This window comes from Rhizobium mulingense (genome assembly GCF_029194105.1).
Lineage (GTDB): Bacteria > Pseudomonadota > Alphaproteobacteria > Rhizobiales > Rhizobiaceae > Rhizobium > Rhizobium mulingense.
In genome coordinates, this window is the sequence record NZ_JARFVE010000002.1 from 204,747 (window position 1) to 218,756 (window position 14,010).

15 protein-coding genes are annotated in these 14,010 nt (G+C 62.4%); 7 read left to right on the plus strand and 8 right to left on the minus strand.

The window, feature by feature from the left end; genetic code table 11:
* Positions 1–66 precede the first annotated feature (66 nt).
* Entirely contained in the window at positions 67–1,638 is a 1,572-nt protein-coding gene (hisS, locus tag PYR71_RS01150) for a histidine--tRNA ligase (protein WP_275617924.1), read from the minus strand.
* A gap of 134 nt (positions 1,639–1,772) precedes the next feature.
* Between hisS and PYR71_RS01155 the strand changes: the two genes are divergently transcribed.
* From PYR71_RS01155 to copM, 3 genes are all read left to right on the plus strand, one after another.
* The gene (locus PYR71_RS01155) at positions 1,773–2,531 is read left to right on the plus strand and encodes a hypothetical protein (protein WP_275617925.1); all 759 of its coding nucleotides are present in this window, start codon (positions 1,773–1,775) and stop codon (positions 2,529–2,531) included.
* A 58-nt stretch (positions 2,532–2,589) separates the two neighbouring features.
* Positions 2,590–2,961 (plus strand): hypothetical protein, encoded by a 372-nt coding sequence (locus tag PYR71_RS01160; protein ID WP_275617926.1) that lies wholly within the window; start codon positions 2,590–2,592, stop codon positions 2,959–2,961.
* 75 nt (positions 2,962–3,036) lie between these two features.
* Positions 3,037–3,396: a CopM family metallochaperone gene (gene copM, locus PYR71_RS01165; protein ID WP_275617927.1), complete on the plus strand. Its 360-nt coding sequence runs from the start codon at positions 3,037–3,039 to the stop codon at positions 3,394–3,396.
* A gap of 62 nt (positions 3,397–3,458) precedes the next feature.
* On the opposite strand, the gene PYR71_RS01170 is transcribed toward copM, so the two are convergent.
* The gene (locus tag PYR71_RS01170) at positions 3,459–4,508 is read right to left on the minus strand and encodes an aldo/keto reductase (protein WP_275617928.1); all 1,050 of its coding nucleotides are present in this window, start codon (positions 4,506–4,508) and stop codon (positions 3,459–3,461) included.
* Between the two features lie 239 nt (positions 4,509–4,747).
* On the opposite strand from PYR71_RS01170, the gene PYR71_RS01175 reads away from it, so the two are divergent.
* Positions 4,748–5,452, plus strand: coding sequence for an HAD family hydrolase (locus PYR71_RS01175; RefSeq protein ID WP_183918640.1), 705 nt, complete (start codon positions 4,748–4,750; stop codon positions 5,450–5,452).
* 28 nt (positions 5,453–5,480) lie between these two features.
* Here PYR71_RS01175 and PYR71_RS01180 read toward each other — a convergent pair whose 3' ends face one another.
* Both PYR71_RS01180 and PYR71_RS01185 read right to left on the minus strand, forming a co-directional pair.
* On the minus strand, positions 5,481–5,987 hold the full coding sequence (locus PYR71_RS01180; protein WP_275617929.1) for a hypothetical protein: 507 nt from the start codon (positions 5,985–5,987) through the stop codon (positions 5,481–5,483).
* Complete coding sequence (locus tag PYR71_RS01185) at positions 5,984–6,613, minus strand: DNA-3-methyladenine glycosylase I (protein ID WP_275617930.1); 630 nt, start codon at positions 6,611–6,613, stop codon at positions 5,984–5,986. Before PYR71_RS01185 ends, PYR71_RS01180 begins: the two co-directional genes overlap by 4 nt.
* Positions 6,614–6,841: 228 nt before the next feature.
* Between PYR71_RS01185 and PYR71_RS01190 the strand changes: the two genes are divergently transcribed.
* The 3 genes from PYR71_RS01190 (at position 6,842) to PYR71_RS01200 (ending at position 9,207) form a co-directional block, all read left to right on the plus strand.
* Positions 6,842–7,588: a L,D-transpeptidase gene (locus PYR71_RS01190; RefSeq protein ID WP_183918637.1), complete on the plus strand. Its 747-nt coding sequence runs from the start codon at positions 6,842–6,844 to the stop codon at positions 7,586–7,588.
* 135 nt (positions 7,589–7,723) lie between these two features.
* Positions 7,724–8,410, plus strand: coding sequence for a L,D-transpeptidase (locus PYR71_RS01195; protein ID WP_275617931.1), 687 nt, complete (start codon positions 7,724–7,726; stop codon positions 8,408–8,410).
* A 122-nt stretch (positions 8,411–8,532) separates the two neighbouring features.
* Complete coding sequence (locus PYR71_RS01200) at positions 8,533–9,207, plus strand: outer membrane protein (RefSeq protein ID WP_183918636.1); 675 nt, start codon at positions 8,533–8,535, stop codon at positions 9,205–9,207.
* 122 nt (positions 9,208–9,329) lie between these two features.
* Here PYR71_RS01200 and PYR71_RS01205 read toward each other — a convergent pair whose 3' ends face one another.
* From PYR71_RS01205 to PYR71_RS01220, 4 genes are all read right to left on the minus strand, one after another.
* Entirely contained in the window at positions 9,330–9,770 is a 441-nt protein-coding gene (locus PYR71_RS01205) for a hypothetical protein (RefSeq protein WP_275617932.1), read from the minus strand.
* A 46-nt stretch (positions 9,771–9,816) separates the two neighbouring features.
* Positions 9,817–11,127, minus strand: a complete 1,311-nt coding sequence (gene glcF / locus PYR71_RS01210) for a glycolate oxidase subunit GlcF (protein ID WP_275617933.1) — start codon at positions 11,125–11,127, stop codon at positions 9,817–9,819.
* Positions 11,128–11,366: 239 nt separating this feature from the next.
* A complete protein-coding gene (locus PYR71_RS01215; RefSeq protein ID WP_275617934.1) occupies positions 11,367–12,566 on the minus strand; it encodes an FAD-binding protein in 1,200 nt (399 codons plus the stop codon).
* On the minus strand, positions 12,563–14,002 hold the full coding sequence (locus tag PYR71_RS01220) for an FAD-linked oxidase C-terminal domain-containing protein (RefSeq protein WP_275617935.1): 1,440 nt from the start codon (positions 14,000–14,002) through the stop codon (positions 12,563–12,565). Before PYR71_RS01220 ends, PYR71_RS01215 begins: the two co-directional genes overlap by 4 nt.
* Between the last annotated feature and the right edge of the window lie 8 nt (positions 14,003–14,010).

Here is a 14,010-nt window from a genome sequence, read left to right on the forward strand (position 1 = left end):
CTATGTCGCCCCCTCATCCGACCCTTCTGGCCACCTTCTCCCCGAGGGGAGAAGGGGAGATCCTTCTCAAACGTCGTCATCAGTGTCACCGGCTTGGGTGGGATCATAGCGAACTTCGAGGCCGAGGGCAGCCCTCTTCCGATCTTCCGCCTGCGCCGCAAGGATCTCCCTCACCTTGGCAACCAAGTCGGCTTCCGGCACCGTCTCCTGCGCCACGCGGGCTTCGCGCCAGCTGGCATTGTCCTCGATCTCGCCGGACAGCCGTTTGCCCTCGATCAGATCCTTGATCTGCACGACGCCGGTTGCGCGTTCGTCGCCGCCCTGGATGATGGCGACGGGGCAGCCGCGGCGATCGGCATATTTCAGCTGGTTGCCGAATTTCTTCCAGTTGCCCTGGAACATCTCGGCACGGATGCCAGCGGCACGCAGTTCCTGCGTCATCTTCTGATAGCGGCCCATCGCCTCGACATCGCCGTCCATGACGGTCACCAGCACCGGCTCGATCACTTCGCTGGCGCCGAGCTTGCCGAGGTTCTTCAGGGCCGTCATCAACCTGGAAACGCCAATCGAAAAGCCCGTCGCCGGCACCGGCTGGCCCATGAAGCGCGAGACCAGGCCATCATAACGGCCGCCGCCGCCGACCGAACCGAAGACGACCTTCTCGCCCTTGTCGTTGGTGACGTCGAAAAGAAGCTCGGCCTCATAGACCGGACCGGTATAATATTCGAGGCCGCGCACGACCGACGGATCGATCTTGATGCGGTCGGAGCCGTAGCCAGCGCTCGTGACGAGCGCACCGATGAAATTCAGCTCCTCGACGCCTTCGGCGCCTTTCGACGTCCCCGCGACGAGTTCGGCGAGGCGGCCGGCGCTTTCGGCGTAATCCTTGATGCCGACGAAGAACAGCACCTTGTCGATTTGCCCCTGGTCGAGGCCGGCGCCCTTGGTGAAGTCGCCGGATTCATCCTTGCGGCCGGGACCCAGCAGCAGCGAGACGCCTCCCGGGCCGAACTTGTCGAGCTTGTCGATGGCGCGCAGCACGTTGAGCCGCTGGCCGGCCTTGTCGTCGCCGCCGAGGCCGATCGCCTCAAGCACGCCGTCGAGGACCTTGCGGTTGTTGACGCGGATAACGTAGTCGCCGCGCTTGATACCGAGCGCTTCGAGCGTATCGGCCATCATCATGCACATTTCGGCATCGGCCTGGAAGCCGGGCGCCCCGACCGTGTCGGCATCGAACTGCATGAACTGACGGAAACGGCCGGGGCCCGGCTTCTCGTTGCGGAAGACGTAACCGGCGCGATAGGTGCGGTAGGGAAGCTGGATCTCGTTGAAATTCTCGGCGACATGGCGGGCAAGCGGCGCCGTCAGGTCGTAACGCAGCGACATCCACTGCTCGTCGTCATCCTGCAGCGAGAAGACGCCCTCGTTCGGCCGGTCGCTGTCGGGCAGGAACTTGCCGAGCGCATCGGTATATTCGAACAGCGGCGTTTCCACTGGGTCGAAACCGTAGTGCTCATAGACTTCCCGGATCTTTGCCGTCATCTCGTTGACGGCGCGGATATCGACGGCCGAACGGTCGACGAAGCCGCGCGGCAGGCGGGCCTTGAGCTTTTGCGGTTTCTTCTGCTTGTCGTTCATTTCCGGGAATTCCGCTGACTGTGACAGTGGCGGTGTCCTAGCGGATTGGGCGGGGAGCGGCAAGGGCGAAGGGCCTTGATGGCAATGGCAGAATCGATTGAACGATGAAGCTTTGTTCAGATTACGGATTACTCATGATCACCGAGGCGCTCCTCTATGCCGCGACGTTGCCGCTGACCGGCAAGACCTATAGAAAATTCATCCGCCATTCCGTCGATCTCTGGTCGCGGGCCGGACGTTGCGCCGGGGATTGGGCCGACCACGAGGAGAAGAGCCGCAACGCAATCCGTGCAGCGGTGGCCGGCCTCAGGCAGAAGCGGACCGCCGTCGTGCTCGGCTCCGGCCCGTTGCGGGATGTGCCGATCGAGGAACTGGCGCGCGATTTCGACACGGTCGTGCTCATCGATCTCGTTCATCTCGCCTCGGTGCGGCTGTGGCTTGCGGCAAAGGGCTATCGCAACGTCCGGCCGATCGAGCGTGATCTCTCCGGCTATGACGATCTCGCCGCCGGTCAGGAGCCCGAACCGCTCGGCTTCCTGCGTAATGTGCCCTATCTCGATTTCGTGGTTTCCGCCAATCTCTTGTCCCAGATCGGCCGCGGCGTGAAGCGGCGCCGTGAGGCCGAGGCGACCGGTCGAATGCCTGAAGACACGGTCGAGAGGCTGATCGCGGCGCATCTCGTTGGGCTTTGGGGACTTTCCTGCCGGTATTGCCTTGTGACCGACGTCGCCTATGCCGTCATCAACCGCAACGGCAAAACACATGAGGAGGCCGACCTGCTGCACGGCGTCGCACCGCCGCCGGCGAAAGCGGTCTGGACATGGCCGGTCGCTCCGCTCGGCGAGGAGAGCAAGGATTACCGGATCGAACACAAGGTCATTGCCAGCTGGTGATCAGGTTGTGACCCGGCAGTCCTTGGCTTGCAGCCGGCATTCACCTATATGAGACGCCATGCGCATGCTCGCCCTCGTCACGATGTTTCTCGGCTGGCTGGTCTACAGCGCCATGTCCGCATGGGCGGGCTGTCCGACATGCGCGTCGATGAATGCGCCGACTGCCATCGACAGCGGCAGCATGCACCATGAAATGGCTGGCGTGCACATGCCGAACGAAGCGGTCAAGGCCACCGCTCCCTCGAAAGATCCCTGCGCGAGCGGAAACTCCGCGCATATGCCGCTTTGCGCCGCCTGTCTTCTGCTCCCGCCGGCAGTGATGGCCGTGGCCGGCGGAAAAGCCGATTTCGGCTATCCCGCGCCGCCGCTTGCCCGCGCCCTCGATGATAACAGGCCTGCTCCACAGGCACCCCCTCCCCGACCGGTCTGACATCCCGTTTTCCATGCAGAATGGGCGGCTTCGGCTGCCCGGAAACTTTACTGTCAGACAGAGGAAGGAACTCTCATGTCTTTGAAACTCATCACGCTTACCGCAATGCTTGCCGCCTTTGCCGCCCCCGCTTTTGCCGAAGACAAGCCCATGGATATGAGCAAGCCAATGGGCAGCCACGACGCGGCCAGCCACGCGTTCAGCCAGGCGAACGACAAGATGCACAAGGATATGATGATCGAGTATAGCGGCGATGCCGACGTCGATTTCGTCCGCGGCATGATCCCGCACCATCAGGGTGCGATCGACATGGCCAAGATCGAGCTCCAATACGGCAAGGATCCCGAAATCCGCAAGCTTGCCGAAGCGGTCATCAAGGCACAGGAAGCCGAGATCGCGAAGATGAACGCCTGGCTCAAGGCCCACGGCAAGTAATCAGTCATTGCCAAAGGGGAACGCCTGACAGGCAGGCGTTCCCTAAACTTTAGAGTGGCGAATCAGTCCTTCGGCTCGAAATCGGCCGGGCGGCGGCCGGCGGCCTGGCGTGCAAGCATCCAGCCCGGATATTCGGGGGCCAGCGCGCTCACCTCGTCGAGCCTGTTCATATCGTCGGCATCGAGCTTCAGCCTGACGGCGGCAAGGTTCTGGTCGAGCTGATCGACCCGCTTGGCGCCGATGATGACAGTAGTGACGAAAGGCTTGGCGAGAATATAGGCGAGCGCGACGGTGGCGACGCTGACGCCATGCTTTTCGGCGATCTCGCGCATAGCGGCGACGCAGGCCCAGGCCCTGTCCCTGTCGACCGGCGGGAAATCGAAACTGGCGCGGCGACCCTCGCCATTGCCGGCGGCACCCGGACCATATTTGCCGGAGAGCAAGCCGCCGGCGAGCGGCGACCAGACCATCAGGCCGAGCTTTTCCTCTTGCATCATTGGCACGATGTCGCGCTCGAGATCGCGGCCGGCGATGGAGTAATAGGCTTGCACCGTTTCGAAGCGGGCGAAGCCACGCCGTTCGGAGAGACCGAGCGCCTTGGAAATACGCCAGGCCTGCCAGTTGGAGACGCCGATATAGCGGACAAGGCCGCGGGAAACGAGATCGTCGAGGGCACGCAGCGTCTCCTCGATCGGCGTCACTATATCGGTCGCATGGATCTGGTAGAGATCGATGTGGTCCGTCTGCAGCCGCTTGAGGCTTGCCTCGACCGAATCCATGATGTGGCCGCGCGAGGCGCCGCGGTCGTTCGGCTTGTCGCCCATGACGCCGTAGACCTTGGTGGCGATGACGACGTCCTTGCGGGGCACGTCGAGGTTCTTCAGCGCCTGGCCGAGCAGCCTTTCGGATTCGCCGGATGAATAGACGTCGGCCGTGTCGATGAAATTGACGCCTGATGCAAGCGAGCGCTCGACGATACGGTCGGCGGCATTCTGGTCGACATCGGCGATGGCGCCCCACATGCTGCCTTCCTTGGCTTCGCCGAAGGTCATCGTGCCCAGGCAGATTTCCGAGACGAAAAGTCCCGTATTTCCGAGTTGATTGTAACGCATGGTCGAAAAAAATCCTTTGTGTCTGCCGCAAGAGGGACTTGCGAACTGAAGAACTTCATCTTTTGATTATTGGCCTGCGCGCGACAGGCACAGCCGTGGCTGGCTGCTGGGTGAGGCCAATTCGATGTAGTGCGACTGCGGCGCTTTTCAACGCCACGGATTGCCGCACCCGAGGCAGACGCCCTTGTCTCGACACAGGCGGCCGATAGATTGCCGGCCATAGTTCAAGAGGTGCGCATGTGACGACGCGAGCACTGACGACGATCGGCTTCGATGCCGACGATACGCTTTGGCAGAACGAACAATATTACCGACTGACGGAAGCGCATTTTACCAAGCTTCTTGCCGATTTCGCCGAAGGACCGAAGATTTCCGAACGGCTGCTCGAAGCCGAGAAACGCAACCTTCGCCACTACGGCTTCGGCATCAAGGGCTTCACGCTGTCGATGATCGAGACGGCGATCGAGATTACCGAAGGCAAGGTGCCGGCCAGCGTCATCGCCAAGATCCTCGATACCGGCCGCGACCTGCTTTCCCATCCGGTCGAGACCATGCCGCATGCGCGCGACACGCTGGAAGCGCTTGCCGGCAAATATCTGCTCGTCATGATCACCAAGGGGGATCTTTTCGACCAGGAGCGCAAGCTTGCCCAATCCGGCCTCGGCGACTTCTTCGACGCGGTCGAGATCGTTTCCGACAAGACCGCCGTCACCTATCGCCGCATCTTCGCCAAGGTCGGTGACGGACCGGAGCGGGCGATGATGGTCGGCAATTCACTGAAATCGGATATCGTGCCGGCGATCGCCGCCGGCAGCTACGGCGTCTTCGTGCCGCACGAACTCACCTGGGTATTGGAACATGTGGATGAACCGACGGAAGCGCCGCGTTTCCGCAAGATCGGCCATCTCGGCGAATTGCGCGAGCTGATCGACCGGCTGGCATAAGCGGCCGGCCGATCGATGCCGGCCTACCCTATTGCGGCTTGGGCGGCGCCTTCGGAAACAGCGACGGCTGCTCCGGCTCGGCCGGCGGATTCGGCTGCGGCGGAGCGGCAGCCAAAGGCTCGATCAGGATGCTGAAAGGCGCGCCCAGGCCGCGGCGCGGCGAGACCTTTGAATAATAGGGACGCAGCAGCCAGGTGGTGTTTTCCTTCGCCGTCGTCTGAAAATTCATGCCGTCCTCGTCAGTGCCGAAGAAAGCTTCGTCATCGGGCTTCGACAGGTCGAAAATCGCCAGGAAGGTGAACTTGCTCTTGGTGGCAAAGCTGATCTTGACGTGCTGGCCGGCGCGCACCGGCAGCGTGTAGACATGGCTGTTGCCGAATTTCGTCCAGCCCTTCAGTTGCATGGTGACGGCGGGGAATTGCAGCTTCTCCAGTTTCTCGCCGGGATCGAGCTGCGGCGTCTGCGCCAGGGCCGAGATCGGCAGGAAGAACAGGACAAGGGCAGCAATCGATGTTTTCACGGACTGATCTTTCATGGTCGAACCAGGACGGCGCGCATCGCCTCCACCTCGGGCCGGCAAAAGCAGCCCTCCAGATGATCGTTGACGAGGCCCATCGCCTGCATGAAAGCATAAACTGTGGTCGGCCCGACAAAGGTCCAGCCGCGCTTCTTCAGATCCTTCGATATGACCACCGAGGTCGGCGTCGTCGGATTGGCGACGATATGGTCGCGATCGACCACCGCCGGCCGCTCGTTATGGCCGGGTTCGTAACCCCAGAAATAACGAGCGAGCGAGCCGAATTCGTCCCGCAGCGCAATGGCGCGCCTGGCATTGTTGATGGTTGACACGATCTTGCCGCGATGGCGGATGATGCCGGCATCGGCAAGGCAGCGATCGACATCCGCTTCGCCGAAGAGAGCGACCTTGTCGAAATCGAAGCCAGCAAAGGCGGCGCGGAAATTCTCCCTCTTGCGCAGGATGGTCAGCCAGGACAGACCGGACTGGAAGCCTTCGAGACAGATCTTTTCGAAGAGGCGGATGTCGTTGGTAACAGGGCGGCCCCATTCCTCGTCATGATATTTGAGATAATCGGGCAGATTGGCGTGCCAGTGGCAGCGGCTCCTGCCGTCCTCGCCGATGATGATGCCAGTCGCGCTCATGATCCTTCATTCTGCCGGGGTCCGTTTCGTTTTCCGGTCATGATTCCGGCTTTACCATTTGCAAACCGTCTTTCCAAACCGAACGGTAACCCTGACGAAAAGTTTATCCGATCGCTCGGCTTTTCAGAAATCGATCTTTACCATTCGCTGGCGGATCAGGTGGCAGCGTCTTGGCGGGCGGACCAGTCCCGCCAAACCATTTTCGGCCATTTGTAGAGAGTTCGTCCGATGATGAAACAGCTTGTTCTTGCCGCAGCCCTCTTCGGCGCCTTCTCCATGGCCGCCCTTGCCGACGACCGTTATGCCACCCGCCCGCCTGTCGTGCTCAGCCCCGATCTGACGGCGCCATGGATCAACCAGCTCGGCGGCAAGGTTCGCCCTGTGGTCTACCAGCGGCCGGTCGTCCAGCCGCAGCAGCGCGGCCTTTTCCAGCGCCGCGTCATCCGCCAGGCGCCGCGGCCGGCACCGCAGACCGTCTCAATGATCAATCCTGATATTCCGGCGATCCGCCATCCGATTGAGCCGCAGTTCCTGCCGCAGATGGTCGACTACGACACCCAGGAAAAGCCCGGCACGATCGTCATCGATACCAACAACCGCTTTCTCTACCTGGTGTTGGAAGGCGGCAAGGCGCGGCGCTATGGCGTCGGCGTCGGCAAGCCCGGCTTCGAATGGGCCGGCGCCCACAAGATCACCCGCAAGCAGGAATGGCCGGACTGGACGCCGCCCTCCGAGATGATCAGCCGGGAGGCCGCCAAGGGCCATTATCTGCCGGCGCGCATGGATGGCGGCCCGGAAAATCCGCTCGGCGCCCGCGCCATGTATCTCGGCTCGACGCTCTACCGCATCCACGGCACCAACGCGCCCTGGTCGATCGGCAGCGCCGTTTCCTCCGGCTGCATCCGGCTGCGCAACGAAGACGTCGTCGACCTCTATGACCGCGTCAGCGTCGGAACCCGCGTGATCGTTATGTAACGGCACATACAAGATCTTGGAAGCCGCAAGAACAGGCGGCTTCCTTTGCCGAAATTGCTTTATCCGGCCAAGTCGATCTTGAATCGGGCAGAAGTTCATGTAGCTTCGGGCAAATTTGCTTGAGGGGAATCGATCATGATCAAATTGATGCCAGGTCTGGCCGCGGCCGGACTTGTTCTGTCCTTGATGTCCACGTCCGTCTTTGCAGCGCCGGCCGGCTCCGACAACACGCAGCGCCCGGCTCAGATCGTGCGCGTGGCGCAGATGCCGAAATATGTGAAGCCGCAGTTCAAGCGCAAGAAAGTCCGTCTGGTGACGACGGAAGCGGCCGGCACCGTCATCATCGATACCAACAACAAATATCTCTATCTCGTCGAAGGCAACAACCGCGCCACCCGCTACGGCATCGGCGTCGGCCGCGACGGCTTCGGCTGGTCGGGCATCGTCAAGATCGGCCGCAAGGCCGAATGGCCGGCATGGACGCCGCCGGCCGAAATGCGCCGCCGCGAAGCCGCCAAAGGTCACATCATTCCCGCTTTCCAGGAAGGCGGCGAGGACAATCCGCTCGGCGCCCGCGCCATGTATCTCTATCAGGGCGGCCGCGACACCATCTTCCGCATCCACGGCACCAACCAGCCCTGGACGATCGGCCTCAACATGTCTTCCGGCTGCATCCGCATGATGAACGAAGACGTGATGCATCTTTACGGTCGCGCGCCCGTCGGCACCAAGGTGATCGTCATCGGCCCCGGCAACAAGCAGGGTAAGGTCGCGTTCGAGGACAGGGGCATTGACGTGCTGCGCACCATGTTCGGCGGCTGAGCAACACCTCTCAAAAAACGAAGGCGCTTTTTAGAGGCGCCTTTTATTTCTCTTGGACTTTGCGGCGGAAAGCTGGCAGACGTGCCTAGGAGTCGACATATTTGCAATATCGGGGCTATTCAATGACATATGCGCTGCGTTCTTCCGCCTCCCTGCTTGCGGGCATCGCGTTTTTCACATTCTGTTCGGCAGCTTCCGCCTCGGCGGAAGATCTGGAATTCTCCATTTACGGCGGTTATCAGACCGCGCCGCACAGCGGCGTCGATCTTTCCGACGGCACGCATTTCACCGCCGGCTGGGAGGGCAAATCCTTCGGCGCGCCGCCCTATTACGGCGGCCGCGTCACCTGGTGGCTTGAGAATTTCAACAAGCCGAACTGGGGTATCTCGCTCGATTATACCCATGACAAGGTCTATGCCGACGACGACACGCTCGCCAAGGCCGGCTGGTCGCATTTCGAATTCACCGACGGCCTGAACCTGCTGACGGTAAACGGGCTTTATCGCTTCCAGGATCCGAGCCGTCGCTGGACGCCCTATGTCGGCGCCGGTATCGGCGTGAACATTCCGCATGTCGAAGTGATTCGCCCCGAGGGTAAAACTTGGGCCTATGAATTCGGCGGCGTGACGCTACAGGCGCAGGCCGGCGTCGATTTCAAGGTGACCGACCGCTGGTCGACCTTCGTCGAATACAAGGGCACCTATTCGCGCGTCGACGTTCCGATCGACAGCGGCGTGGACCTGAAGACCAACATCTTCACCAATGCCGTCAATGTCGGCGTCTCGTTCCACTGGTAATGAACTGAATTTCGGCTGCGGCGTTAGAGCGGTCCTGCTTTTCATGAAAGCAGGACCGCTCTAACTTTTTGTTTGGGCGCAATTTTGGACGGAAAACCGCTCACACTTTTCCTGAAATTGCTCTATTTCGTGCCACAGCTGACCTTGCCCTCGGCGGCATAAGGTTTGCTGCCGCCCTCGATCGTTAGGGAATAGGTGCCGCTGAAATTCGCTGCCGGCTTGCCGCGCTGGCCGGCGACCACCACCAGATCGAGCGTTGCCCCTTCGGTATCGTCACCGCCACCGTCGAAGACTTCCAGGAGCAGCTCGCCATCGCGCGCCCAGTGGTTGCTCAGATGCTGCGATTCGAACACGCGTTTTGCGAAGACCGGCGCTTGCGCGGGATCCTTGACAATAAGCGCGCCGCGGAAATGGTTGAGCCTGTGGCCGGCATCGCTTGCGAAACCGCTTTCGAGCGTAAAACGCGCTTGCGCATCATCGGCGGAACAGAATAAGCGGCTGTCGGCATGGGCCGCGCTCGCCGCCGCGAGCAGTCCCGCAAGTATAATCATTCCCCGCCACATCGCCCGACCTCCCGAGAGCGGCCCGAATGGGCCGGCTGCATTCTCTTCAGCCTAATGGCAAACCTGTTAATTTTTCCGGCATAGCGCCGCCATAGGCCCAATCGAGAAGCTCGACCGTATGCAGGATCGGGATCGCTGTGCCGGTGGCGATCTGGGTGATGCAGCCGATATTGCCGGTGGCGATGATATCGGCCTTGGTCGCTTCGATATTCCTGACCTTGCGTGCCTTCAGCGTCGCCGAGATCTCCGGCTGCATGATGTTGTAAGTGCCGGCCGAGCCGCAGCAGAGATGACCTTCGGCCGGATCGCGCACCGTAAAGCCTGCCGCTTTCAGCAATGATTTCGGCGTAAGGGTGATCCGCTGGCCGTGCTGCATCGAACAGGCGGAATGATAGGCGACCGTAATGCCCCTCGGCATATGGGCTGGTAGGTCGAGGGTCGCCAGATATTCGGTAATGTCCTTGGCCAGCGCCGAGACCCTGGCCGCCTTTGCCGCATAGGCGGTGTCGAGACGCAGCATGTGGCCGTAATCCTTGATCGTCGTGCCGCAGCCCGATGCGGTGATGATGATCGCATCGAGCCCCTGCGTCTCGATTTCCCGCGTCCAGACATCGACATTGGCCCGGGCGTTTTGAAGCGCCTGTTCGGTGCGCCCCATGTGGTGAACCAGCGAGCCGCAGCAAACCTCGCCTTCCGGTGCCACGACCTCGATACCGAGCCGCGTCAGGAGCCGGATCACCGCCACGTTGATGCCGGGATCAAGCACCGGCTGAGCGCAGCCTGACAGGATCGCCACCCGGCCGCGCCGCTCCGCCTCGGGCGGGTAGCTGCCGGGCCTTGCAAAGTCCGACGCGGCGGGCAGGCGCCGCGGCGCCAGCGCCAGCATTGCGGCAATGGGTTTGAGTGCCGCCCCGCGCATCAGGCCGGCGAAGGGGCGGCCAAGGCGGGCGAGATGGAGGGCCAGGCGGAAACGGCCAGGATAGGGCAGCACGGCCGCCAAGAGGCCACGCGTCAGCCGGTTCATCAACGGGCGCTTGTAGGTCTTTTCGATATGAGCGCGGGCGTGATCGACCAGATGCATATAGTCGACACCCGAGGGACAGGTGGTGACGCAGGCAAGGCAGGAGAGACAGCGGTCGATATGGGTCACGACCTCGGCATCGGCGGGCCGGCCGTTTTCCAGCATGTCCTTGATCAGATAGATGCGGCCGCGCGGGCTGTCGAGCTCGTTGCCGAGCGTCACATAGGTGGGACAGGTGGCGGTGCAGAAGCCGCAATGGACACATTTGCGCAGGATTTTTTCCGATTCGGCGACATCGGGGTCGAGAAGCTGGGTGGGGGTGAAGTTGGTTTGCATCTAGCGGGGCCTCCGCTTTGGAAGAGTGCCAGAAATACCCCCCTCTGTCCTGCCGGACATCTCCCCCACAAGGGGGGAGATCGGCAAGAGGTTGGACCTTTGCTGCCTCGCTACCGCCTCGGGGTTGCGTTGTTCGAGTTGTTTGGGGAAGCCATTGCCCCCATCCAATCTTCCCCCTTGTGGGGGAGATGTCCGGCAGGACAGAGGGGGGTGACCCGCGCGCAAAGCCATCTTACCTCTCACCCCATCTTCCCCGGATTGAAGATCGCCGCCGGATCGAACTTCTCCTTCACCCGCCGCGACAGCATCGCCACCGCCTCGGGCTCCGGATGAAAGGCGGCGGTTGCCGCCCTCGCCGCAGCGGAGGCGCGGATCAGTGTGGCATGGCCGCCGCCCAGCAGCTGGATGAAGCGGCGGACCAGTTCGGCCTCCGGGTCCGCCTCCATGCGCATCCAGACGAGGCCGCCTTGCCAGTCGTAAAATGCGTCGACGCCGGCCTCAAGACGCAGCGCTGCGACCAGCTGATGTCCGGTGCCGGGAGCGACCGAGACGCGCCAGACGGGCCGCGCGGTTCCATCGGCATAGGGCAACACGTCGCGGATTTCGCGCCAGAGCCTACGGCTTTCCCCCTCATCCAGCCGCGTAACCGTTGCAAGAGCCGACATCGCCGCTACGAGCTTTTCGATGCGCGCATCGACCGATCCGGCTAAACCTTCAATGCGCAGAACCGTCGCTTCGCCCTCCGGCAATTTGCCTGCGAGGAATTTCCACGTCACCGTCAAAGGCAGATGGGCCGCACCCGAGACTTCGACCGGCAGCGCCATCGCCGCCGCCATGGCACTGGCCGCTTCGGCATCGTTGAGGCCTGATAGAACCACCGTCCGTTCCGTCTTCGGGCGCGGCGGCACGCGGAAGGTGACTTCCGTCAGAAAACCCAGCGTGCCATGCGAACCGGCGATCAGCTTGACGAGATCAAGGCCGGTGACATTTTTCATCACCCGACCGCCGGCCTTGATGATCTCGCCGCTGCCGTTGACGAAGCGCACGCCGAGCAAACTGTCGCGGGCAGCGCCCGCAATGAGGCGGCGCGGGCCAGAGACATTGGCGGCAAAGACGCCGCCGATAGTCGGCTCGCCCGATCTGGCCATAATGGGGCGATGATCCATCGGCTCGAAGGCGAGCATCTGGCTATTTTCGGACAGCGCCGCCTCGACCTCGGCAAGCGGCGTACCCGAACGGGCTGTCATGACCATCTCGCCGGGATTGTAGGCGAGGATGCCGGAAAGTCTGGTCGATCGCAGCCGGTCTTCGGCTGCGACGGCATTGCCGAAACCAGATCTCGTATCGCCGCCGCAGATCGCGAGTGGCCGGTTCATCTCCCGATGTGCGCGGACGATCGCCGCCGCCTGCTCCTCGCTCGTCGGCATCAGATCGATCATGCGGCGGGGCGCCCTTCGAGCGGAAAGACCTTCGACGGGTTGAGCAGCCAGCCGGGGTCGAAGGCGGCGCGCACCGCCATCTGTTGGGCGAGATCGGCCTCCGAATATTGATGCCGCATCAGGTCACGCTTTTCGATGCCGACACCATGCTCGCCGGTGAGGCAGCCGCCGGCATCGACGCAGAGCTTGAGGATATCGTTGCCAGCGGCTTCGGCGCGGGCGGCATCCTGCGGATCATTGGCGTTGAACAGGATCAGCGGATGCATGTTGCCGTCGCCGGCATGGAAGACATTGGCGACACGCAGGCCGTAATGATCGACGATCTCCGCAGTCTTCTTCAAGACGTACGACAGCTGGCTGAGCGGTACGGTGCCGTCCATGCAGATATAATCGGCGATGCGGCCGGTGGCGCCGAAAGCGGATTTGCGGCCTTTCCAGATCAACGCCGCTTCAGTGGCCGACTGACTTTCGCGCACGGTCCTGACGCCGTGGCAGCGAGCGATGTCGACCACGTCTTTCAGCATGGCGTCCATCTCCGCCTCCGATCCCTCGACCTCAACGATCAGCAGCGCGCCGACATCCAGGGGATAGCCGGCATGGGCGAAGGCCTCGCAGATCTCGATCGCCGGCCTATCCATGAATTCGATCGCAACGGGAATGATGCCGGCGGCAATGACATCGGCGACGCATGCGCCGGCCGCTTCCGAGCTCTCGAAGCCGAAGAGCACCGGGCGGGCGCCTTCCGGCTTGGCGATCAGTCGCACCGTCGCCTCGGTGACGATGCCGAGCTGGCCTTCATGGCCGCAGACGAGGCCGAGCAGGTCGTAACCTGCCGCATCCAGCGCCTTGCCGCCGAGCTCGATCACCGTGCCGTCGACCAGCACCATCCTGACGCCGAGCAGATTGTTGGTGGTGACCCCGTATTTCAGACAGTGGGCGCCGCCGGAATTCATGCCGATATTGCCGCCGATGGTGCAGGCAAGCTGCGAGCTCGGATCAGGGGCGTAGAAAAACCCGTCGGCTGCGACGGAGTCTGAAATATTGAGATTGGTCACGCCCGCCTGCACCACGGCGACGCGGTTCGGCAGATCGATCTCGAGGATGCGGTTCATCTTCGACAGGCCGAGCACGACGGCATCCTCCTGCGGAATGGCGCCCCCGGAAAGCGAGGTGCCGGCGCCGCGCGGCACGACGGGAACCCCATAGCGGTGGCAATAACGCATGACGGCCGAAACCTCGGCCGTGGTGCGCGGCAGGGCGACGGCGAGCGGCAGGCGGCGATAGGAAACGAAGGCGTCGGTCTCGAAGGGCACCAGTTCGCGCGCCCCGTGGACCAGGCATTCTGGGGGCAGCAGATCGGTGAGATCGGCGACGATCTGAGAGCGCCGGGCCAGGACATCGGCTCGGGGCGCAAGAAACGGAATGGCGTCGGACATGGCCTTCT